29 protein-coding genes, 2 riboswitches and 1 other annotated feature are annotated in these 23,504 nt (G+C 29.9%); of the genes, 13 read left to right on the top strand and 16 right to left on the bottom strand.

The annotated features are described in order from the left end of the window. Positions 1-63: 63 nt before the first annotated feature. Both T514_RS0114460 and asnS read right to left on the bottom strand, forming a co-directional pair. Positions 64-999 carry an AEC family transporter gene (locus T514_RS0114460; RefSeq protein WP_027625438.1) on the bottom strand — a complete coding sequence of 312 codons (936 nt, stop codon included), beginning with the start codon at positions 997-999 and terminating at the stop codon, positions 64-66. 24 nt (positions 1,000-1,023) lie between these two features. After that, entirely contained in the window at positions 1,024-2,415 is a 1,392-nt protein-coding gene (gene asnS / locus T514_RS0114455) for an asparagine--tRNA ligase (RefSeq protein ID WP_027625437.1), read from the bottom strand. Positions 2,416-2,473: 58 nt separating this feature from the next. After that, positions 2,474-2,722, bottom strand: a binding site (T-box leader). A 239-nt stretch (positions 2,723-2,961) separates the two neighbouring features. Between asnS and T514_RS0114450 the strand changes: the two genes are divergently transcribed. From T514_RS0114450 to T514_RS24625, 3 genes are all read left to right on the top strand, one after another. Continuing rightward, positions 2,962-3,396 carry a GNAT family N-acetyltransferase gene (locus T514_RS0114450; RefSeq protein ID WP_027625436.1) on the top strand — a complete coding sequence of 145 codons (435 nt, stop codon included), beginning with the start codon at positions 2,962-2,964 and terminating at the stop codon, positions 3,394-3,396. A gap of 168 nt (positions 3,397-3,564) precedes the next feature. Further along, on the top strand, positions 3,565-4,260 hold the full coding sequence (locus tag T514_RS0114445) for a cytochrome c biogenesis CcdA family protein (RefSeq protein WP_034869241.1): 696 nt from the start codon (positions 3,565-3,567) through the stop codon (positions 4,258-4,260). 18 nt (positions 4,261-4,278) lie between these two features. Further along, positions 4,279-4,815 (top strand): TlpA disulfide reductase family protein, encoded by a 537-nt coding sequence (locus T514_RS24625; protein WP_051542051.1) that lies wholly within the window; start codon positions 4,279-4,281, stop codon positions 4,813-4,815. Positions 4,816-4,883: 68 nt separating this feature from the next. Here T514_RS24625 and T514_RS0114435 read toward each other — a convergent pair whose 3' ends face one another. From T514_RS0114435 to T514_RS0114425, 3 genes are read right to left on the bottom strand one after another with little or no spacing between them, the layout of a single operon-like run. After that, positions 4,884-5,717 carry a MetQ/NlpA family ABC transporter substrate-binding protein gene (locus T514_RS0114435; RefSeq protein ID WP_034869239.1) on the bottom strand — a complete coding sequence of 278 codons (834 nt, stop codon included), beginning with the start codon at positions 5,715-5,717 and terminating at the stop codon, positions 4,884-4,886. Between the two features lie 21 nt (positions 5,718-5,738). Beyond that, positions 5,739-6,419, bottom strand: coding sequence for a methionine ABC transporter permease (locus T514_RS0114430; RefSeq protein WP_027625433.1), 681 nt, complete (start codon positions 6,417-6,419; stop codon positions 5,739-5,741). Then, positions 6,367-7,446: a methionine ABC transporter ATP-binding protein gene (locus tag T514_RS0114425; protein WP_027625432.1), complete on the bottom strand. Its 1,080-nt coding sequence runs from the start codon at positions 7,444-7,446 to the stop codon at positions 6,367-6,369. The genes T514_RS0114430 and T514_RS0114425 overlap by 53 nt, the downstream gene beginning before the upstream one ends. Positions 7,447-7,557: 111 nt before the next feature. Further along, positions 7,558-7,661: riboswitch (SAM riboswitch) on the bottom strand. A gap of 163 nt (positions 7,662-7,824) precedes the next feature. Continuing rightward, a riboswitch (SAM riboswitch) is annotated at positions 7,825-7,937 on the top strand. 80 nt (positions 7,938-8,017) lie between these two features. On the opposite strand from T514_RS0114425, the gene T514_RS0114420 reads away from it, so the two are divergent. Next, a complete protein-coding gene (locus T514_RS0114420) occupies positions 8,018-9,211 on the top strand; it encodes a M20 family metallopeptidase (RefSeq protein WP_027625431.1) in 1,194 nt (397 codons plus the stop codon). A gap of 44 nt (positions 9,212-9,255) precedes the next feature. On the opposite strand, the gene T514_RS0114415 is transcribed toward T514_RS0114420, so the two are convergent. Then, positions 9,256-10,266, bottom strand: coding sequence for a DUF5667 domain-containing protein (locus T514_RS0114415; RefSeq protein ID WP_027625430.1), 1,011 nt, complete (start codon positions 10,264-10,266; stop codon positions 9,256-9,258). A 145-nt stretch (positions 10,267-10,411) separates the two neighbouring features. On the opposite strand from T514_RS0114415, the gene T514_RS0114410 reads away from it, so the two are divergent. Both T514_RS0114410 and T514_RS0114405 read left to right on the top strand, forming a co-directional pair. Continuing rightward, complete coding sequence (locus tag T514_RS0114410; RefSeq protein WP_027625429.1) at positions 10,412-11,098, top strand: sigma factor; 687 nt, start codon at positions 10,412-10,414, stop codon at positions 11,096-11,098. Next, entirely contained in the window at positions 11,088-11,924 is an 837-nt protein-coding gene (locus T514_RS0114405; protein WP_156939930.1) for an anti-sigma factor domain-containing protein, read from the top strand. Before T514_RS0114410 ends, T514_RS0114405 begins: the two co-directional genes overlap by 11 nt. Before the next feature lie 92 nt (positions 11,925-12,016). On the opposite strand, the gene surE is transcribed toward T514_RS0114405, so the two are convergent. Then, positions 12,017-12,769 (bottom strand): 5'/3'-nucleotidase SurE, encoded by a 753-nt coding sequence (gene surE, locus T514_RS0114400; protein WP_027625427.1) that lies wholly within the window; start codon positions 12,767-12,769, stop codon positions 12,017-12,019. Between the two features lie 121 nt (positions 12,770-12,890). Between surE and T514_RS0114395 the strand changes: the two genes are divergently transcribed. Beyond that, complete coding sequence (locus T514_RS0114395; protein WP_027625426.1) at positions 12,891-13,307, top strand: acyl-CoA thioesterase; 417 nt, start codon at positions 12,891-12,893, stop codon at positions 13,305-13,307. A 113-nt stretch (positions 13,308-13,420) separates the two neighbouring features. After that, entirely contained in the window at positions 13,421-14,851 is a 1,431-nt protein-coding gene (locus T514_RS0114390) for an alanine/glycine:cation symporter family protein (RefSeq protein ID WP_027625425.1), read from the top strand. Positions 14,852-14,884: 33 nt separating this feature from the next. Here T514_RS0114390 and T514_RS0114385 read toward each other — a convergent pair whose 3' ends face one another. Further along, positions 14,885-15,811: a DMT family transporter gene (locus tag T514_RS0114385; RefSeq protein ID WP_027625424.1), complete on the bottom strand. Its 927-nt coding sequence runs from the start codon at positions 15,809-15,811 to the stop codon at positions 14,885-14,887. Positions 15,812-16,000: 189 nt separating this feature from the next. On the opposite strand from T514_RS0114385, the gene T514_RS0114380 reads away from it, so the two are divergent. The 5 genes from T514_RS0114380 (at position 16,001) to T514_RS26175 (ending at position 19,477) form a co-directional block, all read left to right on the top strand. Then, a complete protein-coding gene (locus T514_RS0114380) occupies positions 16,001-16,651 on the top strand; it encodes a hypothetical protein (protein WP_027625423.1) in 651 nt (216 codons plus the stop codon). A 14-nt stretch (positions 16,652-16,665) separates the two neighbouring features. Continuing rightward, positions 16,666-17,220: a hemerythrin domain-containing protein gene (locus T514_RS0114375; protein ID WP_027625422.1), complete on the top strand. Its 555-nt coding sequence runs from the start codon at positions 16,666-16,668 to the stop codon at positions 17,218-17,220. 151 nt (positions 17,221-17,371) lie between these two features. After that, entirely contained in the window at positions 17,372-18,676 is a 1,305-nt protein-coding gene (locus tag T514_RS0114370; RefSeq protein WP_051542050.1) for a dicarboxylate/amino acid:cation symporter, read from the top strand. Positions 18,677-18,766: 90 nt separating this feature from the next. After that, positions 18,767-19,165 (top strand): hypothetical protein, encoded by a 399-nt coding sequence (locus T514_RS0114365; protein ID WP_051542049.1) that lies wholly within the window; start codon positions 18,767-18,769, stop codon positions 19,163-19,165. A gap of 141 nt (positions 19,166-19,306) precedes the next feature. Beyond that, the gene (locus tag T514_RS26175; RefSeq protein WP_084284589.1) at positions 19,307-19,477 is read left to right on the top strand and encodes a small, acid-soluble spore protein, alpha/beta type; all 171 of its coding nucleotides are present in this window, start codon (positions 19,307-19,309) and stop codon (positions 19,475-19,477) included. A 48-nt stretch (positions 19,478-19,525) separates the two neighbouring features. On the opposite strand, the gene T514_RS0114355 is transcribed toward T514_RS26175, so the two are convergent. From T514_RS0114355 to T514_RS0114320, 8 genes are all read right to left on the bottom strand, one after another. Then, positions 19,526-20,125: a manganese catalase family protein gene (locus T514_RS0114355; RefSeq protein WP_027625419.1), complete on the bottom strand. Its 600-nt coding sequence runs from the start codon at positions 20,123-20,125 to the stop codon at positions 19,526-19,528. 3 nt (positions 20,126-20,128) lie between these two features. Then, on the bottom strand, positions 20,129-20,416 hold the full coding sequence (locus T514_RS0114350; protein ID WP_051542048.1) for a spore coat protein CotJB: 288 nt from the start codon (positions 20,414-20,416) through the stop codon (positions 20,129-20,131). Continuing rightward, on the bottom strand, positions 20,409-20,657 hold the full coding sequence (locus T514_RS24620; protein ID WP_051542047.1) for a spore coat associated protein CotJA: 249 nt from the start codon (positions 20,655-20,657) through the stop codon (positions 20,409-20,411). The genes T514_RS0114350 and T514_RS24620 overlap by 8 nt, the downstream gene beginning before the upstream one ends. A gap of 155 nt (positions 20,658-20,812) precedes the next feature. Continuing rightward, positions 20,813-21,292, bottom strand: a complete 480-nt coding sequence (gene rlmH / locus T514_RS0114340) for a 23S rRNA (pseudouridine(1915)-N(3))-methyltransferase RlmH (protein ID WP_027625417.1) — start codon at positions 21,290-21,292, stop codon at positions 20,813-20,815. 89 nt (positions 21,293-21,381) lie between these two features. Next, complete coding sequence (locus T514_RS0114335) at positions 21,382-21,882, bottom strand: SEC-C metal-binding domain-containing protein (protein WP_027625416.1); 501 nt, start codon at positions 21,880-21,882, stop codon at positions 21,382-21,384. An 86-nt stretch (positions 21,883-21,968) separates the two neighbouring features. Next, positions 21,969-22,151, bottom strand: a complete 183-nt coding sequence (locus tag T514_RS0114330; protein WP_027625415.1) for a CxxH/CxxC protein — start codon at positions 22,149-22,151, stop codon at positions 21,969-21,971. Beyond that, a complete protein-coding gene (locus T514_RS0114325; protein WP_027625414.1) occupies positions 22,135-22,701 on the bottom strand; it encodes a GerMN domain-containing protein in 567 nt (188 codons plus the stop codon). Before T514_RS0114325 ends, T514_RS0114330 begins: the two co-directional genes overlap by 17 nt. A 13-nt stretch (positions 22,702-22,714) precedes the next feature. Further along, a complete protein-coding gene (locus tag T514_RS0114320) occupies positions 22,715-23,500 on the bottom strand; it encodes an MBL fold metallo-hydrolase (RefSeq protein WP_027625413.1) in 786 nt (261 codons plus the stop codon). Positions 23,501-23,504 lie beyond the last annotated feature (4 nt).

Genomic DNA, 23,504 nt, shown 5'->3' with positions numbered 1-23,504 from the left:
ATAAAACAAAGAAGGGACTTCTCATATTGCATTTTTATGCATTGTGAGATAGACCCTTTTATTTTATAATATAAGTTTATATATTGGAATTATTATAAGGCTTAATATAGTAGTTATGGTTACCATAACAGCAGCAAACTTATAATCTGCATCATAAACTTTAGCCATTATAGCAGTGTTTGTCATAGCAGGCATAGCTGCTTGTATAACAAATACATTTTTCATTAGTTCAGGTAAAGGTAATGGACGAGCTATTAAGATAACTAAAAGAGGAGAAACTATAAATCTACCTACTAATAAAGCTATCATATCTTTATCTATTTTTATGTCTTTAATATCTATTGTATAAATAGTATGTCCTATAAATAACATGGATAAAGGAGTGGTAAGGTTGCCTAAGTATTTGCAAGTGTCAAAAACAAATTTCGGAAGCCTTATTTCTAAAAGAATTAATAAAATAGCAAATATAAATCCAAGCAATGGTGGAGATATAATACGCTTTAAAGTATCTTTAGAAAATATGCTTGTACTAGAGCCAGTACCATCTTTACTAATTTCATAAACTCCGATCGTCCAAAAAAAGGTAGTGTTTACTATGTAATACAATAGTACATAAGGAACGCTTGCGTCTCCAAAAAGAGCTAGATTAACGGGCAACCCAATGAATATAGTATTAGAAACAAAAAATATAGATTGAAAGATTCCTCTTCGTCCAGGTGATACCTTAATTAGTTTAGTAACAAGTTTCCCTATTAAGTAAGCTAAAGCTATTGAGGCAAAGGGCACATAAAGCCCCTTACCTAAACTAAGCAATTTATTTTTATCAAAATTGGCCATCAAATTTGTTATCATTAATGTTGGTAGTGATAAATTTAGAACAAGTCGTGAAAAAAGTTTTGCATTTCCATCATCTATCCACTTTTTTCCTGTAAGTATATAGCCTATTAAGATCATTAGAACTATGCTAAATACACTACCAAAGGCATTTAAAAGAGCCATCAGCATATCTCCTTTTTATTGTTTTTAGAATTCTGCTGAACCAGTTGTTCTTGGGAATGGTATTACGTCTCTAATGTTGGAGATTCCAGTAAGATACATTAATATTCTTTCAAATCCTAAACCAAAACCTGAATGTTTAGTTCCACCGTATTTTCTAAGTTCTAAGTACCACCAGTAATCTTCATTTTTAAGATTAAGTTCGGCCATTCTCTTTTCAAGTACATCAAGTCTTTCTTCTCTTTGGCTTCCACCAATTATTTCACCAATACCTGGTACCAAAAGGTCTGCTGCAGCAACTGTTTTCTTATCATCATTTAATCTCATATAGAAGGCTTTTATGTCCTTAGGATAATCTGTTACGAAAACAGGTTTCTTGAATATTTTTTCTGTTAAATATCTTTCATGCTCTGTCTGAAGGTCAATTCCCCATTCAACAGGATATTGGAAAGCCTCTCCTGATTTTTGCAAAAGTTCTACTGCTTCAGTATATGGAATTCTTACAAAGTCTGAGTTTAATACATTATTTAATCTTGCAAATAATTCTTTATCAACAAAGCTATTAAAGAAAGTCATTTCTTCTGGTGCATTTTCCATAACATAATTAATTACGTATTTTACCATATCTTCTGCTACATCCATATAATCTTTTAATTCAGCAAAAGCCATTTCAGGTTCTATCATCCAGAATTCTGCTGCATGTCTTGCAGTATTTGAATTTTCTGCTCTAAAGGTAGGGCCAAAGGTATAAACGTTTCTAAAAGCTAATGCATAAGCTTCTGCTGATAACTGACCACTTACTGTAAGATTAGCATCTTTTCCAAAGAAGTCTTGAGAAAAGTCTATTTTCCCTTCTTTATCTTTAGGCACATTGTTTAAATCCAATGTAGTAATTCTAAACATTTCTCCAGCACCTTCACAGTCACTACCTGTAATTATTGGAGTATGAACATAAACAAATCCTCTTTCTTGGAAAAATTTATGAATAGCATAAGCAGCTAATGAACGTACTCTAAATACTGCAGAAAAAGTATTACTTCTAGGTCTTAAATGAGCTATAGTTCTTAAAAATTCAAGAGAATGTCTTTTTTTCTGTAAAGGATAATCGGAAGATGAAAGTCCTTCTATTATTATGTTTGAAGCATGAATTTCAAAAGGTTGTTTAGCTTCAGGTGTAAGAATTACCTTACCTTCAACGGTTAAAGATGAACTTATGGATAACTTAGATATTTCCTCAAAGTTACTTAATTTATCTTCAAATACTATCTGAGTGTTTTTGAAAAAGCTTCCGTCATTTAATTCGATAAATCCAAAAGTTTTAGATACTCTTTCTGTTCTAATCCATCCAGAAATACTTATTTCTTTGTCTACAAACTTATCAGTTTCTCTATAAAGTTGCTTAATAGATATTTTTTCCATTGTTAAATCCTCCCTAGTAGTATTTATTTTTATAAAAAACAAAAGTCTTTCGTCCTCATAAAGGGACGAAAGACTATATTCGCGGTACCACCCAATTTGCCAAAGTTTTGGCCACTTAAAACCCGTACAGTTAAATTCTATACTTACCAAAAGTAAGGCTTTGGCAACCTCTAAGCCTACTCTCAAAACTTTGATTTCGGTTAGAAACTCAGAGATGTTCTTCAACAAAGTTATCACATCGGTCTTACACCATCACCGACTCGCTTAAGTTACTTACTTTATCTACTCTTCTCATCATAGTTTTTATAAATATATCTATGTTTAATTATTATAATATTTTAAATTTTTTATGTCAAGGATATGAATTATAATATAAATTTAACTAGGCATAAATAATTAGCCGAATTATGTAGAAAAAAAGTTTGCAAATGCACAATAAATTAATAAAAAATATATATGAAAATTTAAAATTATAATATATAATCATTATGCTAAATATGTTACTTATAATTTGCCTTAAAGAGAATTAATTATAGGAGGTAAAAAATGCACATAGTTTGTGAATTAGGTGAATTTTTAATTACTACTGATCCAAATAAAGTTGATATTGATGCAGTAAATGAGCTGCTAGCTAGATCTTATTGGGCGGAAAAAAGAAATAAAGAAATAGTTAAGAAGTCAGTGGAAAATTCTCTTTGCTTTAGCTTGTATGATAAAGACAAGCAAGTGGGATTTGCAAGGGTTGTAACAGATTATATTACTTTTGGATATGTAAGAGACGTATTTATACATGAAAATTATAGAGGAAAAGGACTTGGGAAATGGTTAATGGAATGTGTAATTTCTCATCCTGATATAAGAAATATTGAGAGGCTTATGTTAGCTACAAAGGATGCACAGGAATTCTATAAATATAAAGGATTTTCTCAGCTCCAAAAGCCTGAAGCTTTTATGGAAAGACTAACTGTATTAAGTAAATAACTTAGAAAATATATATTACTGAATTCCAAATTTATGTTTTAGAATTCAGTAATAATTTTATTTTAAAAGAAAAGGATTTCATAGATTGACAACAATTTTTTTCTTCATAGAACATTCATAATGATTTGATACAATAAACGTTACTATAAAATAAAGGGAGGAGAAAATTTGAATAATAATATATCGTTGATTTTTGCATTTTCCTCTGGAGTGCTTTCATTTTTATCACCCTGTGTTTTGCCATTAATACCAATATATTTAACTTATTTGGCAGGGACTACAGTGAATGAAATAGATAAAAATAAAGTTACAGTGATTTATAGGGCTATAGGCTTCACTGTGGGCTTTTCTATTATATTTATTCTTATGGGAATTTCAATAACATCTTTAGGGATGATGTTCGCTAATAACAAGCATATATTTAGGCAAATAGGCGGGATTATAATTATAATTATAATATTTGGGATTCATACTACAGGTTTATTAAAAATAAAATTGTTTTACTATGAGAAAAGATTATTTGATTTTAATAAATTAAGCTCTAGTATAAGTTCCTTAATTATGGGGATGGCTTTTGCTATAGGATGGACACCATGTATAGGACCAGTATTAGCTTCCATACTAATATATGCGGGAAGTGTAGCAACATTTAATAAAGGCTTATTGCTTTTAACATCATATTCGTTAGGCCTTGCAGTTCCATTTATAGTTTCAGCATTTCTGATTGATGGTATTTCAAAATATATAAGAAGGATCTCCCAATACTTTAATGTTATAGCTATTATAAGTGGGGTAATACTAATAATTATGGGAATTATGACTTTTACAGATAAAACTTATATATTGAATAACTTATTTAATTAATAATTAGGAGGAATAGTATTGAGAAAGAAAGTATTGTTTATATCATGTATGCTACTTATAGTTTTAGCATTTGGTGTAATTAAATATTATAATAAAGATTTAAGCAATAAAAAGGTAACCATTGAATCTAAAAATGAGGAAGAAGCTAAAAAAATAAAAGCAATAGATTTTAAGCTAGTTGACATAAATGGAAAAGAGAGAACACTTAGTGAATTCAAAGGCAAAAAAGTATTTTTAAATTTCTGGGCAACTTGGTGTGGATATTGTAAAACTGAAATGAAGGATATACAAAAACTATATGATGAAACTAAGGATAAAAATATTGTTATACTAGCTGTAGATGTTGGAGAAAGTAAGGATAAGGTTAAAGATTTTATAGACAATAATAAATATACTTTTACAGTTTTATTGGATAAGGATCAGGAGATAACGAAGGCTTATGGAATTCAAGGATTTCCCACCACTCTTTTTATAGATGAAGAAGGATATGTATACAGCGGAATACAGGGTGGAATGAGTATAGATACAATGAGAAGAGAATTATTTTTAAAATAATAATAAAAACTTTTGATAAGGTTAAAAAATCTAAAAGTCCATGGAAAGTTACCATGGACTTTTAAGTATTAAAAAGCAGGAATTGCAGAATCCTTATAAATATCAGATATTAGTTTTTTTGTTTCTTCGCCTTGATATATTTCTAATAGTTTTTTCAATGCAGGGTTATTCTTATCTTTTGTTCTTACAGCTATTATGTTAAAGTAGTTTTTAGTATCTGGATTTTTAGTATCTTCTATATATATTGAATCTTTCAGTGGAGAGTAGTTAGCATCTACTGCTACTCCGTTGTTAATTGCTGCGATATCTACATCTTTAATGGAACGGGGAATTTGTGTAGCTACTAATTCTGATATTTTTAAATTCTTAGGATTGGCTACTATATCTTTTACTGTTGGTGTAATTCCAGGATTATCTTTAAGTTTTATAAGTCCTGCACTTTGGAGTAAAAGAAGGGCTCTTCCACCATTAGTAGGGTCATTTGGTATAGCTACTTTTCCATTATCTTTTAAATCTTTTATATTCTTTAATTTATCGGAATATATCCCCATAGGTGCAAGTAAAGTATATCCTAGGGAAGTTAGGTCTAACTTATGATCTTCCTTAAATTTATTAAAATAAGCAATAGTCTGGAACGCGTTAGCATCTAGCTCCCCTTCAGATAGAGCCATATTAGGACGTATATAATCGCTAAAGGTGATTATTTTAAGTTCTATATTTTCTTTTGCTAATCTTGTTTTAATATTATCCCATAATTTATGGTCATCACCAGTTACACCTATTTTTATTACCTGCTTTCCACTCTTGGGTTTAGTAGAAGTTTTCTTTTCACCACAAGCTGTTAATGATGTTATTGCTAGTAATGCTGATAAAATAATTGCTGATAATTTTTTCAATTTCATTTTAAAATCCTCCTCAAATAATTAATGACTTAATTTTTTTAATAGAATGTCTCCTATACTTTGAATTAAATTTACTATAACAAGAAGTATTATTATGGTTACTATCATTACATCAGTCTTAAAATATTGATATCCATATCTTATAGCAAAATCTCCAAGTCCGCCCCCTCCAACAGTTCCTGCTACAGCTGAAAAACCTATTAAACTTATAGTAGTTATAGTAAGGGAATAAACTATTCCAGGAAGTCCTTCCAAAAGAAGAACTCTAAAAATTATTTCTAAAGGACTAGACCCCATAGCTCTTGCAGCTTCTATAACACCTGGATCTACTTTAAGCAAAGCAGATTCTATTTGGCGTGCTACAAAAGGAGTGGCTCCAAATATTAGTGGGACTATAGCACCTTTTGTACCTATGGTTGTACCTACAAAGAATCGGGTAATAGGGATTATAGCTGTTAGTAATATGACAAATGGTATAGACCTAAATATATTTACTAACTTGCTAACTATATTAAAAATGAATTTATTTTCTAATAAGTTATCTTCTCTTGTTACAATCAAAATAATGCCTAAAGGTATACCTATTAAGGAAGAAATTATGCCAGATATACTAACCATATTAATTGTTTCTAATAAAGCTTGTATCATGTCAGGAAATAGTTCCACTACATTTGGAATTATTGAATTCATCAGTTTCATCATCTTCTATCACCTCTACATTGATATTATTTTCTCTTAAATAATTTATGGCTCTGAATACTTTATCATCAATTCCACTAAACTGGACAATTAAGTTACCTACAGGTACACCTTGTAAGTATTCAATGCTGCCAAATAAGATACTAGCAAATACTTTATATTCCATTGAAATTCTAGATATAAAAGCTTGACCAGTAGTCTGACCAATAAAAGAAATTTTAGTAGTAATATATTTCTTATTTGGATATTTAATAAATTTATTCTCTTTTAGCATTTGGACAACATTATCACAGTGCATTGTATTAGCTATAAAGTCTTTAGTAATTTTTGTTTTAGGATTTGAGAATATATCTACAATACTTCCTTCTTCTACTATTTCACCATTCTCCATAATAGCAACTTTATTACAAATATCTTTAACTACCTCCATTTGATGAGTTATTATTACTATGGTTAAGTTAAGACTATTATTTATTTCTTTTAGAATATTTAATATAGACTTTGTATTTTCTGGATCTAGTGCTGATGTAGCTTCATCACATAAAAGTACCTCTGGATCATTGGCCAGTGCTCTAGCAATTGATACTCTTTGTTTTTGACCACCACTTAGCTCCGAAGGATAAGCAGTAGCTTTATCTTTTAAGCCTACAATCTCTAATAAATGCAGTACTTTTTCTTCAATCTGAGTTTTGCTTAGGCCTTTACCTTTTAGTGGATAAGCCACATTTTTAAATACATTTCTACTACTCATTAAATTAAAGTGTTGAAATATCATGCCTATTCTTTGTCTATATTTTCTAAGTTGTTTTTCATTTAATGATGTAATTTCAGTACAATTAATAAAAACTTTACCTGAAGTAGGGGTTTCAAGTAAGTTTATGCATCTAATTAAAGTGCTTTTACCTGCGCCGCTATATCCTATAATTCCAAATATGTCACCCTTATTTATTTTTAAGTTTACATCGTTGAGTGCATTAACAGTATTATTATTACTTAAATAGGTTTTTTTTACATGTTCTAATAATATCAATTTCCTATTACCTCCTATTTTCTAAAATAAAAAATCCTCTTCATTCTAAAAGAAGAGGATTTTGAAAATAAAAAAAACCCTTGGAAGGGTATATAAATTATATTATTCCTTCCCCCATCTTTCAGAACAAAGTTCTGCTGGATTTAGCACCGTGCACAATATATGCGGTTGCTGAAACGTCATAGGGCCAGTCCCTCGGTTTCTCTTGATAAGGATACGTATTTAATTTTAATGATTTAACAAGTTTTGCCTTGCTTGTATGTTATTATAGGATTTGTTTTTTAAAATGTCAATAGGTAGATAAAAAATATTTAAGTTTATTTATGTATTGACAAATTTAAGTAATGGGAGTAATGTTTTAAGAAATGAATATTAAAATTCTTATCTAGAGAGGTGGAGGGAATGGCCCTATGAAGCCTCGGCAGCGGGTTCCTTTTATAAGGAATACTGTGCTAATTCCAACAAGAATTAAATTTCTTGAAAGATGAGGAGAGCAAATGTCTTTAGGATAACACCTCTTCTTTTCGAAGAGGTTTTTTTATTTATTTAAATATAAGAGGGGGATATTTATATGTGTGAATTTAAGGATTTAAGGGATACTGTTTTGGAGGATATTGATAAGCAAAAAGAAGATTATATTTACATAAGTCATGCTATTCATAGTAAACCTGAAATAGGTAATAAGGAATTTTTTGCTTCAGAAACTTTGATAAAAAAATTAGTTGAAAATGGTTTTATTGTAGATAAAGGGTTAGCCAGACATGCAACATCATTTATTGCTAGTAAAAAGTCTAGTAAAAAAGGCCCTACTATTGCATATTTAGCAGAATATGATGCTTTACCTAATTTAGGACATGCATGTGGTCATAATATTATAGGAACCTTGAGTATAGCTTCAGCTATAGCTGTAAGCAAAGTTATAGAAGAAACAGGGGGCGAAGTTAGGGTTCTAGGAACTCCTGCGGAAGAAGGCGGGGAAAATGGTAGTGCTAAAGCTAGTTTTGTAAAGTATAACCTATTAGAAGGAATAGATGTATGTATGATGATACATCCATCAAATGAAACTTCTATAACAGCGGATTCTTTAGCAGTAGATCCTTTGGACTTTGAATTTATAGGAAAAGCGGCGCATGCGGCTGCATGTCCTGAACAAGGAATTAATGCATTAGATGGGGTAATTCAACTTTATAATGGCATAAATGCTTTAAGGCAACATGTAACAAGTGATGTAAGAATTCATGGAATTATAACTCATGGTGGAGATATGCCTAATATTGTGCCCGAATATGCTAAGGCTAGATTTTATATTCGTGCTAATACAAGAAAAACATGTGATGAGGTTACGAGAAGAGTAAAGGATATAGCAGCAGGAGCTGCTTTGGCCACTGGAACAAAATTAAATGTAATAGCATACCAAAATTCTGTAGACAATTTACTTATAAATAAGGAATTTGATTCAGTGTTTAAGGAAAATATGCAGTACTTAGGTTGTGATGTTAAAGAGGAAAACGTAAAGGGAATTGGATCCACGGATGCAGGAAATATAAGCCAAGTTGTTCCAACAATACATCCATATATAAAGATAGGAGGCAGTGAATTAGTAGCACATACTAAGGAGTTTTGTAATGCGGCAGTATCCAAAGAAGGGGATGGAGCTTTAATTCTAGGAGCTAAGGGACTTGCTCTTACTGGATTAACTTTGCTTACTGATAGAAATAGACTAGAAAAAATAAAGGAATTATTTAAAATTAAAAAAGATTTATAATAATAATCCCCTATGTATTGTAAACAATACATAGGGGGGAATTACTACTTTTTATTATTTGCTTTTTCATCTTTTATTTCTTTTGTATGTGATTGTTCATTTTTTTGTTTTTCACGAATATTTTCAAGAGAATTAGTTTTTTTACAATTATTGTTCTTATTAGTATTATCTTCATTTACAGTAGTGTTATTTTCTTCAGTATTTGTATTTACAACATTTGTATCAACAGGATTAGATGTAGTAGTGTCTTTAGGTACATTGGTTACTTTTTCATCATTATCTTTTACAGGTACTTCTTTCTTTATGTTATTTTTTGATTTTTTTGAATCTTTAACAACATTTTTCTTATTTTCTACTGCAGATTTATATTCCTCTTGTGCCTTTTGTAATGTAGTTTCTTTGTCTTTTAGTAAAGATTCAGCATTCTTTATATCTTCTTCACTACCAGATTTTTGTACTTTTTTCAATTGAACAGCTGCATCCTTAAATTCTTTTTTAGCAGCATTTAATTCATGTCTTTCTTTAATCATATTTGCAACTGCTTCTTTTTTCTTTGTTTGCATTTCTATAACTTTTCCAATTACTTCTTTAGCATTTCCGCTAACTTTTTCTTGAACTTTTTTTAGTACTTCAATAGAGTTCTTTTGTTTCAATTCTAATTCTTTATTAAGATTATTTGCTTTATCTAAATCTTCTTCACTATTTTCTTCATCGGTTTTACTAATAACGTTTTGTACCTCTTGTGAAGCTTGCTCCATTTTATTATTAAAGTCCTCAATAGCTGTTTGTGCTAAATCACCCTTTTCTTCACTTGCTAAAACTTCACCTTCACCAAGTCTTTCTTCAGCAATATCTGCTAAAGTTTGTACTTTGCTATCAGTATTTTGTGCAAGGCTTATTTTAAGATTGTCAATAGCTTGATCTACAGGGTATAAGATACTATCTGGAGTTATACCAGCCTTATCCTGCAATGAAGTAGGATCAGCAGCAAGAACACTTCCCCCTAAGTTAAATATTATAGCAGCTGCAGCCACCAATGTAGTTATTTTTTTCATTTTAAAATCCTCCTTTAAATCTTCTCACCAATATATACAAAAGCAGAAATTTATTTTGAGGGGGAACGCAAAAAGTATTTTTTACCATAAATTTGCCCCTTCAAAAATATTAGTGGATATTGTATATAATATATGAGGTGATCATATGAACCTTAAAGAACGGTTGAATAATGACAGAAATAATTTTATTGAGGATAATAAAAATTTTATATATACAACAACATATAATGTTTGCAAACGTAGACTTCAATGGGAAAATGATGATGAACTTAGTATTGCTATGATAGCTTTTAATAATGCTTGTAATAGTTATGAAGAAAATAGAGGTAATTTTTTTAGTTATGCAAGAGTTCTAATAAAAAACTCCTTAATAAATTATTTTAAGAAGATAAGTAATAAGACTTATTTAATGTTTAGTGATGATGACGATGCCACACAATATATAGAATTAAAAAAATCCATGGATAATTACGAAACTCAAGTTGAAAATGAAAAGAGAGCAGAAGAAATAAAATTATTTAGTCAAGAATTATTAAAGTATAAAATAACTATTAAAGATTTAATTAAATCATCTCCCAGTCATAAGGATACTAAGAATTCCCTATTAAATATAGCTATAAAATGTTCAGCTAATGAAGATATAATTAGTTATATTAAAGCTAAGAAAATGTTACCTATAAAACAAATATGTATGGCTACTGAAGCAAAGGTAAAGTTTATTGAAAAGTGGAGAAGATATTTAATTTGTATTATTTTAATTATGAACAGTGATGATTATATATATTTAAGATCTTATTTAAATATAGAAGTAGGTGATGAAAGTGGCAAATAAAAAAGGCATTGTTATGGAAGTAGCCAATAAAGAGGTATATATACTTAGTAATAATGGTGAGTTTCACAAATTAAGGTTAAAAGGTAGAAAACCTAATATAGGTGAAGAATATTTTGGCGAAGAAATTAATGAAAGAGGTATATTCAATTATTTTAATAAGGTAGCAGTAGCGGCTTGTTTAACTTTCACTATTTTTTCGTCTACAGCTGCGTATGCATATTATAAGCCTGTATCAACAGTTTTGTTAACAGGTAGCTCAGCTATAGAGTTAAAATCCAATAGATTTAATAGGGTAATAAGTGCAAAATCTTTGGATAATAAGGGTACAAATTTATTAGACAAGGTAAAGATTAATAATAAATTAGTTGATGATGCATTAGTAGAGATATTAAATGAAATTCCTAAAAGTAATGATGAGACTATGGATTTAAAGGTAACTGGAAAGAATATAAAGGTTGACAAGTTTAAAAATAGTATTGTAAATAATAATTTAAGAGTAAAAGTAACACAAAATGATAAAATAGAAGAGGTAATAGGGGAAGAAAAGAAAAATTCTAAAATTAATATTCATGAACAACCTAATAGCAATATAAAGAAGAATAATGATAATAAAAATGACAATCAGAATTCAAATGGAAACAAAAAGAATGTAAATCCTATAATCTCAAATAAGAGCACAAATAATAAAACAAATAACAATGGAATAACTAATAAGCAACATAATAATACAAAAGAGGATATAAACAATAAAAATTATTTGAATAAATCCAATAAAGATAATAAAGGTAAAGGCAATGAAATGAAGAATGAAAAGAATCGTAAATAAATTTTTAGGCTATCTTAATTTTAAGATAGCCTTAGTACTTTTTATGAACTATATTAAAAGAGTGGTTTTATAATAAATAATAAATATTCAAATCAAAACCATTGAGAAACTTCATTTAATATTTTAAAGTTAGTTAAATCGTAATGAAGAGGAGTTAAAGTAACATAGCCTTGTTTTAAATAGTACACATCTGTATTGATTTTGTGGTTTTTGTTAATTCTACCAGTTAATTTAAGAACTGTATCCCCAGCTTCATTTATGTCTTCAATAAAGAAATTATCATAAATTTTGTCACCCATTCCGCATACCTTTATTCCTTTTATATCTTTTTCATCTAAGCAAGGAACATTTACATTTAAAACCAAGTCATTCTTGATTAAGTTATCTTTTGAAGTTTTTATTATATTAGATACAAATTTAGCAGCAGAATAATAATTAGCACAGTTTTCTTTTAATTCAGATGATATAGCTATAGAAGGTATTTTATAAATGGCAGCTTCTATAGCAGCTGATACAGTTCCAGAATAGATTATATCCATTCCAAGGTTTGTGCCCATATTTATACCGGATATAACCATATCTACAGGTTTATCAAGGAGCTTATGAACAGCAACTCTTACACAATCAGCTGGCGTGCCAGATATACTATAGGCATCAGAGCTTATATTTGGTAAATTTACTTTCTTTATTATTAATGATTCAGCAATAGTTATGGAATGGCTACAGGCACTTTTTTGATTACTAGGTGCAGCAATTATAAGTTCATGTTCCTTTTCTAGTTCTTTTGCTAAAATATAAAGCGCCTTTGATTCAATTCCATCGTCGTTTGTTAAAAGTAATCTCATTATTAGTATCCTCCATATTAATTATTGATATAGCATTTTGTAAAATGATATACTTACATATATAGTTTAATCAATATTTTATAATAGTTGTATAATATTTTCAAAGAAAGTAGGGTTGTATATGTATATAAACAGAACAAAATTAAAAGTTAGATATGTAGAAACTGATAAAATGGGTATAGTGCATCACTCTAATTATTATGCATGGTTTGAAGTGGGCAGAGGGGAATTTATATTAGAATCTAGTATGAGTTATAGGGAATTAGAGGAAAAGGGAATAATGATGCCATTAGTAGAAACTTATTGTAAATATATAGAGGGAGCAAAGTATGAAGATAATATAATTATTGAGACTTTTATAAAGGAATTAACTCCAGCAAAGGTTATTTTTAATTATAATGTAATAAGAGAAGATGATAATAAGCTTTTAGCCCATGGTGCTACAACGCAAGTTTTTGTAAATGATAATTTTAGAATAATAAATATACGAAGAAAATATCCAGACATATGGTTAAAGCTAGAACAGTTGTATAAATAATGAAATATTGTAAATATAATGTTGACCAAAGTCGGAATATACAAAAAATTGATATATGATATATTTTTTGATACAATTTTAATGTGATTTGAAATATTAAATTAAAAGGAGATGTGGAATTATTGTCAAGTTTTATTTCTACAGTTAATAACATGCTTTGGTCATATATTCTTATTGCAGTGTTAATTACATTAGGGCTTTATTTTAGTGTTAGGACAAGATTTGTACAAGTAAGATATTTTAAGCAAATGTTCAAATTATTGGGGGAAGGTGCTAGTAAATCTATCACAGGTGAAAAAGGAAAAGGGGTATCGTCCTTTCAAGCTTTCTGCATAAGTACAGCTTCTAGAGTAGGTACCGGAAACTTGGCTGGTGTAGCTATAGCTATTTCTTTAGGTGGTCCTGGAGCAGTTTTTTGGATGTGGGTAATTGCTATAATAGGAGGAGCATCAAGTTTTGTAGAAAGTACACTAGCTCAAATATATAAGGTTAAGGACAAAAATGGATATAGAGGCGGTCCAGCTTATTATATGGAGAAGGCATTAAATATGAGATGGATGGGAGTAATGTTTTCCATACTTATAACAATTAGTTTCGGACTTGTTTTCAATTCTGTGCAAGCAAATACAATTTCATTAGCGTTTGAAGAAGCGTTTGGTATGAACACACTTGTAGTGGGGTTAGTTTTAGCAGGTGTAACAGCTATAATTATATTTGGAGGAGTTACAAGAATTGCTAAGGCAGCAGAAATGATTGTACCTGTTATGGCAGTTGCTTACGTATTAATAGCGTTATTTGTTATTACAAAGAATGTAACTTTAATTCCAACTGTATTTAAGCTTATTGTAACTAATGCTTTTGGTATAAATCAAGCTGTTGGTGGGGGAGTTGGAGTAGCTGTTATGATGGGCATAAAGAGGGGATTATTTTCAAATGAAGCAGGTATGGGAAGTGCTCCTAATGCTGCAGCTACAGCAGAAGTAACTCACCCTGTAAAGCAGGGACTTATTCAAACTTTAGGAGTATATACTGATACCCTTTTAATTTGTAGTGCTACTGCATTTATAATATTGTTATCAGGGGTATATACAAATAAAGATTTAACAGGAATACAGCTTACTCAAAATGCTCTTAGTTCTCAGGTTGGATCATGGGGAAATACTTTTATAGCTATGTGTATACTTTTATTCGCTTATAGCTCCATAATAGGTAATTATTATTATGGGGAAACAAATATAGAATTTTTGAATTCAAGTAAAGGTTGGTTATTTAGTTATAGAATAGCTGTACTAGCTATGGTTGTAGTTGGTAGTGTAGCTAAAATACAAATAGTATGGGATATGGCAGATTTATTTATGGGATTAATGGCGTTAACTAATTTAACTGCAATATCAATGCTTGGGAAAATTGCCTTTGAGGCTTTAAAAGATTATTCATATCAGAAGAAGCAAGGAAAAGATCCAGTATTCAACGTAAATAATATTAAAGGATTAAATAATGTTGAATGTTGGGGAGAAATTGAAAAAGAAGCCATGAATGCTTAAAAAGATTTAAAAAAGCCCTTTTGGGCTTTTTTTTTAATCCAATTCTTCTAAAAGATCTTTATTATCTTTAGAAGTGGTTTTATTTATTTTCAAAAATTCTAATTTAGTTTCAGCAGTTATTATAGCAATAAATATAGTTATACATCCTACGAACATTTTATAAGTAAATCTTTCTCCAAGTAGGATAGTAGATAATAAACTTCCAAACACAGCTTCTAAGCTTAATATAATAGCAGTGTGGGTTGCAGTTGTATACTTCTGAGCTACATTTTGTATTAAAAATGCTATTAAGGTACTAAAAATAGCCAAATACGCAATAGGCATAATTGCGTCCTTTGATATAGAACTAGGAGTACTCTCAAATACAAACATGGAGATTAATGAAAGAACAGCTGCTACTAAAAATTGAAGAAAGGTTAAAATAATAGGGTCATGTTTTTCAGCAAAATAACCTACAAAAACTATATGACAAGCAAAAAATAGTGCACATATTAAAGTTAGTGTATCTCCTAAATTTATATACAATGTTCCATCTAAGGTTAAAAATGATATACCTAGTAAACATAAAAAAGCTGAAATAAGATTATACATATCTGGCTTTTTTCCTGATACAAGCCAATAAATAAATGGAACCATTACTACATTTGTTCCAGTTAAAAAAGCTTGTTTTCCAGCAGTAGTGTATTGTAGCCCTATAGTTTGAGCAGCAAATGCTATAAATAAGAAAAAACCAATGATGCATCCAGCTCTTAAATCTCTTATATTAATTTTAATTATTTGTTTAAAGAATATTAACCCCATTAAAACACAAGCTAAGATAAACCTTAAAGACAGAATAAAAAAAGGAGAGGAAGTATCCAAAGCGTTCTTTGTTGCAACAAAACCACTGCCCCAGATTATTGTTACAATTAACAAAGAAAGATCAGCCACAAGGCTTTTTTTGCCTAGTAAATTTTTCATGTTATCAGCCCCCATAATAAAGTAATAATTTTATATAAATAATATTACGTATGAGTTTTATTATAGCATGTATTTTTTGCAATTGTAACCTATGTTACATACCTTAAATTATTAATGAAATATAATTAACTCATAAATTTAAAAGTTAATCACAAAATATAATATATAAAATAATTTAGGAGGATAATTATGAGTTTATTTTTAGGTAAAATTCATTATTGGTTATTTAATAAGATAAAATGGTTTGAAGGGCTAGAGGGTGATATTGTAAATTGGGCTGAGAAGAAAGGAAATTTTCCAATTGAACAGTGGAAAAGTGAAATATATGAGAAATATGATGAGCCTGTAGGAGATAAAATGCTTGAAGAAGTTATTGATACCTCAAATATTCACGGTTGGCTGCAAGACAAAATTTCTAGAGCAGAAGGAAGGCAAGCAGCTTGGGTTACAAAGATACTAAATGTTTCACTAGAATATAAGGATGAATTAATAGGTATTTTTAATGAACAAGGAAACAAACTTGGAATGGAATATAAAAAGAAAGTTCAACCAGAACTGCCAGTAGAAGTATTTAATGTATTAAATGATTTTATATTAGAGGGTATGCCTTGTGATAGAGTAAATGAAGAATTACAAAATGATAAAGAAGCATATGTATGGAGAGCAAGAAAGTGTTTGCATGTGCCTTATTGGGAGGCTGAATATGGAGATGTAGAGAATTTTTATATGTTAAGAGAAGCTTGGATAAAATCATTTATAAGCGCATTAAGTGAGGAGTTTACTTATAATGTGGAAATAGTAGATGATAAGAAAGTTCATGAAATAAGAAAAGTTATGTAAGGGAGAAGATATGTATGAATGCTATAGAACTTATGGTAGAAGAGCATAAAAATATAAAAAGAATGCTTAAAGTTATAAGGAGGTATTGTTATAAAATATTAAAAAACGAAAATGTAGATTATAAAGATTTTTATAAAATAATAGATTTTGTAAGAAACTATGCAGATAAACATCATCATGGTAAGGAAGAGGATATATTATTTACACTAATGGATAAGCAATTTAATATGATCAAAAGTGGCCCTATTATGGGAATGCTTATTGAACATGACTTAGGTAGATTGTATATGCATAATCTAGAAAATGCATTAAAGGAATTGGAAAATGGAAATGAGGAAGCTAAATTAGATATAATAGCAAATGCAGTTTCTTATACGGATTTACTCAATAGGCATATAGATAAAGAAGATAGTACTATCTATAAGTTTGCAGAAAGATCTTTGTCTGAGGAAAACAAGAAAGAACTAAATGAGAAATCTGGAGAGATAGAAAGGGCTGCAATGGATAAAAATATTCAAGATAAGTATTTATCACTTATTCAGGAATTAGAGAAAAAGGCAATTATGTAAAAAGTGGAGATAATTTATTATCTCCATTTTTATATTTTAAATAGAAAACTGTTGCTTTTTAGAAAAATAATGATATACTTATAATAAATTAAAGCATACTATTCATATAGGTATTATATGAATAGTAAAATAAGACATTAGGAGGAATAATATGGTTTTATTAGTTTCATTAGGATTATTACTATTTTTGTATTTATTAAAGATTAAAAAAGTTAGCTTTGGAAACAGAGTTTTAATTGCAATGGTATTAGGAACTGTTATGGGCGTAATTTTTAAAAGCGATGCTAAAATTATAGAGCCTATAGGTAAGGTATATGTAAGCTTAATAAAGATGTTAGTAGTACCACTTGTTATATCAACTATAATTTCTAGTATTACTTCATTAGAGAATCCAAGTAAGCTAAAAAAAGTAGGAGTTAAAACTGTGGGATGGTTAATGTTTACTACTGCCATGGCTTGTGTTATTGGAATAATAGTAAGTACAATAATACAACCAGGAGTAGGTATACAGTTTACTAAGGATGCTAATTTCAAGGCTAGGGAAATACCTACTATTACTAGTGTTATATTGGACATGATCCCATCAAATCCAGTTTCTGAAATGGCTAATGGAAAAATTATACCAGTAATCATATTTGCATTGCTTGTAGGAATTGCTATAACTATTGAAGGGGCCAAGAATGTTGCCACAGTAAAGCCTGTAAAAGATTTTTTTAAATCATTTTCACAAATAATGTTTAGAATTACTAAGATGGTTCTTAAGATAACTCCTTATGGAGTATTAGGGCTTATGGCCTCTGTAGCTTCTAATTATGGCTTAAATACACTTCTTTCCTTAGGAAAAGTAATTTTAGCAGTATATATTGCCTGCGCATTACAAATATTGTTAGTTCATGGTAGCCTTTTAGCTTTTATAGTTAAAATTAATCCTTTTAAGTTCTTTAAGAAAATATATCCTGCCCAGGCAGTTGCTTTTACTACTAGAAGTAGTTATGGAACATTACCAGTAACATTAAAATCTTTAACAAATAGGGTGAAAATATCAGAAAATATTGCAAGTTTTGTAGCACCAATGGGAGCTACCATGGGTATGAATGCTTGCGGAGGTATATATCCAGTAATTGTATCAATTTTTGTAGCGAATATATTTAATATTCCTATGACTATATATAGCTATGTATTACTTGTGATAATAACTACTATGGCTTCAATAGGAACAGCAGGAGTGCCAGGTACCGCTTCTATAATGGCAACAGTCGTACTTTCAAGTATGGGACTTCCAGTAGAAGGAATAGCTATGGTACTTGGAATTGATACTATTTTAGATATGGCTAGAACAGCTACTAATGTTACTGGAGCTTCTGTAGTAGCTTTGTTAGTTGCAAATTCTGAGAATGAATTTAATAGAAAAGGTTTTGAACTTGAAAATACAGATGAGCTAGAGTTAAGTGCATAGGTTAAAAGGGATGAGAATACTCATGATTTTTGGAACATTTATATTTTTAACACATAATATATATTGTTAATATTTATTAGGAGAGTATATATGTATTGCCCATATTTTAACTATTTACAGGATATGTATCGTCAGTATTCACCACCGGGAGGACCACCACCATTTGGAGGAGGAGGACAGCCGCCATTTGGAGGAGGTACTCAAGGGCCAGGTGGACCAGGAGGTCAAGGAGGACAAGGAGGCCCAAGCGGACCACCACCATCATTCACTCCGTCTAAGTCTAGTCCACAGTTAAAAGCTGTAGATCCAGGAGCAGTTAGACCTTGTAGATATAGATTTATATATATATGGTTAGATAATGGCAGGTCATTCTGGGCTTGGCTTACTTATGTTGGAAGAACATCTGTTGCAGGATGGAGATGGAATGGACGTAGATGGGTGTACTTTGGAATAGATACTAGAAGAATTGAAAGTTTTGTATGTTATTAAAGTTTATTAAATATTGCGGGAGATGCTATTAAGCATCTCCTTATTTTATTTATAGATATATAATTTGGGAAAATATTATTGAATATTAAAACAGATAACGTAAAGAATATTTATATATTAAAAAGATAAGGAGTTTGAAATATGAGTGGTGAAAATAAGATAAAGAACAATAATTTAAAAACCGAGTGGGCTAAAGAAATAGGTATAGGAGAATCGGAAAATATAACATCTAGTGTATATGGAAATACTGGTGGAAACGAGATAAGAAATGCTGTAAAAGAGTTTGAAAAGAAGCTTATAAAAAATAGCTAAAAAAATGCAGAGAATCTAAACTTCTCTGCATAAAAAATTTATAGGTAATTATTTCATAAAATCTGGCTTTGGCATTACAAATAAGCGTGGTTCTTGTAAATAATCCTGAACTATCCTAAGTGCTTCACCAAATCTTTGATAATGTACAACTTCTCTTTCCCTTAGGAATTTTAAAGGTTCTAATACATCTGGATCATCACCAGCGTTAATTAAATATTCATAGGTAGCTCTAGCTTTTTGCTCTGCAGCTAAGTCTTCAGTAAGATCTACAATTGGATCACCTTTTGACTGTACATATGAAGCGGTAAATGGAACACCTGCAGCACTTACAGGATAAATTCCCCTACCATGATCTACATAATAAGGGTCTAAGCCTGCTTCTTTAATTTCTTCAAGGCTTGCATTTTTAACCAATTGATGAACTATTGCACCAACAATCTCTAAATGAGCTAATTCCTCTGTTCCTATATCATTTAATGTAGCTATGGCTTGAGGAGTAACCATAGAGAATCTTTGACTCAAGTATCTCAAAGAGGCTGCTAATTCTCCATCTGGTCCTCCATATTGAGTTATTATTATTTTTGCCATTTTAGGATTTGGATTTTTAATTTTTACTGGATATTCTAGAAACTTCTCGTAAGTCCACATGTATTATCTCTCCTCCCCACAAAGCTTAAAATTGGCCTCATACTCCCAAGGCCATGGCTCGCATATCCATTGCCAAGGATAAGGACTTTGGGAACTATGCTCAGATAGCATTCCATAACATCTCTCATAGGTTTGTTTTAAGGCATTAGCTTCTACAACACAACAATTGTATTTGGCTAGAGCCTCACGATCCGTTGGATGAGTATTAAGATAGAGAGAGAGATCCTCTAGTACAAAGTTTACAGAAGTAATTCTTCTTAAAAGGTCTACTCTATTCATTTCTTTAGTCATCACAGTATACCTCCCTTTGTTTACACCCACATGATTTGTATTTTTTATCTCTTCCTTCATATGGACTGTAGAGCTCAGGGAAAACAGTTCCTCGTCTAAGAGCTTCTAATGGAGAGAAAAGCGTGCATAATTTTTGATAAGGAACATATGCAGCTGCTAATCTAACATTTGTTATTACAGTTTCTTGTGGAATACATTTGCCCATAGATGGACAAGTTCCTGGGTTTACAATATGAGCCATAATTATATATCTTATCCTCCTTGATTTGTTGCTCACGTAATAACATTATATTATGTTTGCAAAAAATTGTTACAAATCATTGGAATATATAATTAAATAAAAATCCAACTTAACTGTAATTAAGTTGGATTTTTATTAATATTGAACATTTATTTTTATTTATGGTACGGTTCACCACTATTTATTCTAAAGCCTCTATATATTTGCTCTAGTAATATTACTCGCATAAGCTGATGTGGGAAAGTCATTTTAGAAAAGGATAACTTATAGTTGGCTCTGTTAAGGACATCAGATGATAAACCTAAAGATCCACCAATAACAAAAGCTAAATTACTATTTCCATTTATACCTTGGGCTTGAATAAAATTAGCCAATTCCTCAGAGGAGAACATTTTTCCATCTATAGCTAAGGCTATTACAAAGAAATTATCCTTTATATTTTTTAGAATTTTTTCTCCTTCTTTTTCTTTTATTAAGAGTTCTTCTTTCTCTGAAGCATTTTCAGGAGTTTTTTCGTCAGACACTTCTATAATATCTAATTTGCAATATCTAGTAAGCCTTTTAGAATATTCTTCTATGGCAGCTCTTAAAAATTTTTCTTTTATTTTTCCTACAGTAATAAGTGTTATATTCATTATATATCTCCTATTTTTTAATTTAAATAAGAGTCTATATCTAAAATTTAAGATATAGACTCTTAATAATTGCTTTTAAAACTTATATACTAGTTTTTTCCACAGCACTTTTTGTATTTTTTACCGCTGCCACAAGGACAAGCATCATTTCTACCTATTTTATCGTTGTTTACAACAGTTTTTGAATCTCTCCATTGTCTGTGTATTTCTTTTCTTTTTTCTGGTGAGAATATAGCTTCCCATTGTGGTAAATTATAAAGATAATCTGCTTTTGCATCTAACATATTAAAATAAAGTTTTTCAAAATCTATAACTAGATTTAACTCAGTATCTTCTTCAGTCTTTTCTAGATCAATAGGGTTTACAAGACTCTCATTTATACCATCCATAAAGCCCATAAAGAATATACTAGTTGTTCCATATTCATCTGCCAATTTTTTAAGGCTACCTTTTATTTCATTTTTGTGATTAGCTAATACTTTAGTATAGATGCTTTTTTCAATAGAACCATACTCGTTCCAAAACGCAGCTTCTCCTTTTGTCTTCACATAATCAATAACCATGTCTGTCCAATCTTTATATAAACTCATAATCAATTCTCCTTCAGTAAAAAATTTGTAATTTATGTTATATATTATAAATTATAATAAAATTTTATCCTATATTCAATAAAAAACTAAAAATCTTTATCGATATTAGGAATTTCTAGTATATAAGTAGCTTTACGAGTACAATATTGGCATTTAGTATTTATGCCATATAATTTATCCAATACTGGGAAAATTTCATTATCTAATATGAAATCATCCATAGCAATATCAATATGTTCTTCGCAACTAAAACTACTTCTTTTTTGCATTATCTATATCTGCCCTTCCTAATGGTTTTGAAATATCAAAGTTGCCATTCAAGGTTTTTGTATCCTTATTTTCTATTAATATTTTAACTTTCTCAACTGATGGTAAAGATGTTAAGGACCAAACTATACTTCTAACACAAGCTTCTTCTTTGTTAGAGGACATTCTTGTAATAGCTTCCTTGCTTAAGTTAACATATGCAATCTTATCTTTTATAGAAAAGCTTAAAAGTCTAGTATCTTTTGGAAGTATGGGCATTAATTTGCTATTTACAGTAGGACCTTTTATTAGTTCATGAACAATAAGTTCTCCTAAAAGTTCGTCCTTTTTTATTAATCTTTCTTCTTTGGCTATCTCTAACTTTTTGTTATTTTTTGAGGAATCAAAATATAGTTCTAGATCTATAATGTCATCTTTGGAATCCGGCAAAGCTACTTTTACAATCTTTTCCTTATTCTGCATACTTAGTTTATCTTTTTTTTCACACCCACTTAAAGTCATGGTAAAAACAAGCATAAGTGAATATACACATATAACAACCCATTTTTTCATTTCTTCACCTTCCCTAGAGTTCTATATACTTGCTTGGCATATCCCTTTTAGCCATAAATAATTCTATATCCGCGCCTATTTTAACTCCATTTTCAGTTAATACATTTGCTACAGTTTGGTATGCTAGTTCAGGATAATTATTTGTTTTACTTAAATGACCTAACATTACTTTTTTAGGGCCATTACTTAATATGCTTAATAGGGCTTTACCACAATCTTCATTAGATAAATGGCCTACATTACTTAAGATTCTTCTTTTTAAAGGATAGGGATAAGGTCCAAATTTAACCATTTCAACGTCATGATTACTTTCAAGTAGAATAGCATCTGCATCCTTTAAAATATATTCTACTTCCTTAGAAAAATAACCTAAGTCTGTAGCTAGGCAGAATTTTTTATTTCCATTACATACAGCATACCCTTGAGGGTGAACAGCATCATGAGGAATTACATAACTAGTTATATCTATATCTTTAATAGTTACAGATTCATTATCTATAATTCTAATGTTATCCTCTTTTATTTTGCCCACTGTAGAAAGTATAGCTTTCCAAGTTAAAGGGTGTGTATAAATAGGAATATCGTATCTTCTAGATAGTACACCTACACCTTTAGTATGATCTGTATGTTCATGGGTTACAAATATGCCATCAATTTCATTAGGATTTTCTCCTATACTAGCTAAGGCTTTTTCAATGCTTTTGCCTGGAAGGCCTGCATCTATAAGTATTTTTGTATTTTTAGAAGAGACAAAAATACTATTTCCGCTACTTCCACTATACAAAGAACAAAAATTCATAATA

The organism is Clostridium lundense DSM 17049 (assembly GCF_000619945.1).
In the GTDB taxonomy this organism is placed as follows: Bacteria; Bacillota; Clostridia; order Clostridiales; family Clostridiaceae; genus Clostridium_AO; species Clostridium_AO lundense.
This window is presented reverse-complemented; position numbering and strand designations above follow the sequence as displayed.

What these genes read in the sequence shown, in the direction of transcription:
- T514_RS0114320 (WP_027625413.1), bottom strand. Translation starts at nt 23,500, where the DNA reads ATGAATTTTTGTTCTTTGTATAGTGGAAGTAGCGGAAATAGTATTTTT.
- T514_RS0114365 (WP_051542049.1), top strand. Translation starts at nt 18,767, where the DNA reads ATGTATTGCCCATATTTTAACTATTTACAGGATATGTATCGTCAGTAT.
- T514_RS0114330 (WP_027625415.1), bottom strand. Translation starts at nt 22,151, where the DNA reads ATGCAAAAAAGAAGTAGTTTTAGTTGCGAAGAACATATTGATATTGCT.
- T514_RS0114355 (WP_027625419.1), bottom strand. Translation starts at nt 20,125, where the DNA reads ATGTGGACTTACGAGAAGTTTCTAGAATATCCAGTAAAAATTAAAAAT.
- T514_RS0114460 (WP_027625438.1), bottom strand. Translation starts at nt 999, where the DNA reads ATGGCTCTTTTAAATGCCTTTGGTAGTGTATTTAGCATAGTTCTAATG.
- T514_RS0114435 (WP_034869239.1), bottom strand. Translation starts at nt 5,717, where the DNA reads ATGAAATTGAAAAAATTATCAGCAATTATTTTATCAGCATTACTAGCA.
- T514_RS0114450 (WP_027625436.1), top strand. Translation starts at nt 2,962, where the DNA reads ATGCACATAGTTTGTGAATTAGGTGAATTTTTAATTACTACTGATCCA.
- asnS (WP_027625437.1), bottom strand. Translation starts at nt 2,415, where the DNA reads ATGGAAAAAATATCTATTAAGCAACTTTATAGAGAAACTGATAAGTTT.
- T514_RS26175 (WP_084284589.1), top strand. Translation starts at nt 19,307, where the DNA reads ATGAGTGGTGAAAATAAGATAAAGAACAATAATTTAAAAACCGAGTGG.
- T514_RS0114335 (WP_027625416.1), bottom strand. Translation starts at nt 21,882, where the DNA reads ATGAGTTTATATAAAGATTGGACAGACATGGTTATTGATTATGTGAAG.
- T514_RS0114385 (WP_027625424.1), bottom strand. Translation starts at nt 15,811, where the DNA reads ATGAAAAATTTACTAGGCAAAAAAAGCCTTGTGGCTGATCTTTCTTTG.
- T514_RS0114430 (WP_027625433.1), bottom strand. Translation starts at nt 6,419, where the DNA reads ATGATGAAACTGATGAATTCAATAATTCCAAATGTAGTGGAACTATTT.
- T514_RS0114380 (WP_027625423.1), top strand. Translation starts at nt 16,001, where the DNA reads ATGAGTTTATTTTTAGGTAAAATTCATTATTGGTTATTTAATAAGATA.
- T514_RS24620 (WP_051542047.1), bottom strand. Translation starts at nt 20,657, where the DNA reads ATGGCTCATATTGTAAACCCAGGAACTTGTCCATCTATGGGCAAATGT.
- T514_RS0114420 (WP_027625431.1), top strand. Translation starts at nt 8,018, where the DNA reads ATGTGTGAATTTAAGGATTTAAGGGATACTGTTTTGGAGGATATTGAT.
- surE (WP_027625427.1), bottom strand. Translation starts at nt 12,769, where the DNA reads ATGAGATTACTTTTAACAAACGACGATGGAATTGAATCAAAGGCGCTT.
- T514_RS0114370 (WP_051542050.1), top strand. Translation starts at nt 17,372, where the DNA reads ATGGTTTTATTAGTTTCATTAGGATTATTACTATTTTTGTATTTATTA.
- T514_RS0114350 (WP_051542048.1), bottom strand. Translation starts at nt 20,416, where the DNA reads ATGACTAAAGAAATGAATAGAGTAGACCTTTTAAGAAGAATTACTTCT.
- T514_RS0114325 (WP_027625414.1), bottom strand. Translation starts at nt 22,701, where the DNA reads ATGAAAAAATGGGTTGTTATATGTGTATATTCACTTATGCTTGTTTTT.
- T514_RS0114410 (WP_027625429.1), top strand. Translation starts at nt 10,412, where the DNA reads ATGAACCTTAAAGAACGGTTGAATAATGACAGAAATAATTTTATTGAG.
- T514_RS0114395 (WP_027625426.1), top strand. Translation starts at nt 12,891, where the DNA reads ATGTATATAAACAGAACAAAATTAAAAGTTAGATATGTAGAAACTGAT.
- rlmH (WP_027625417.1), bottom strand. Translation starts at nt 21,292, where the DNA reads ATGAATATAACACTTATTACTGTAGGAAAAATAAAAGAAAAATTTTTA.
- T514_RS0114375 (WP_027625422.1), top strand. Translation starts at nt 16,666, where the DNA reads ATGAATGCTATAGAACTTATGGTAGAAGAGCATAAAAATATAAAAAGA.
- T514_RS0114415 (WP_027625430.1), bottom strand. Translation starts at nt 10,266, where the DNA reads ATGAAAAAAATAACTACATTGGTGGCTGCAGCTGCTATAATATTTAAC.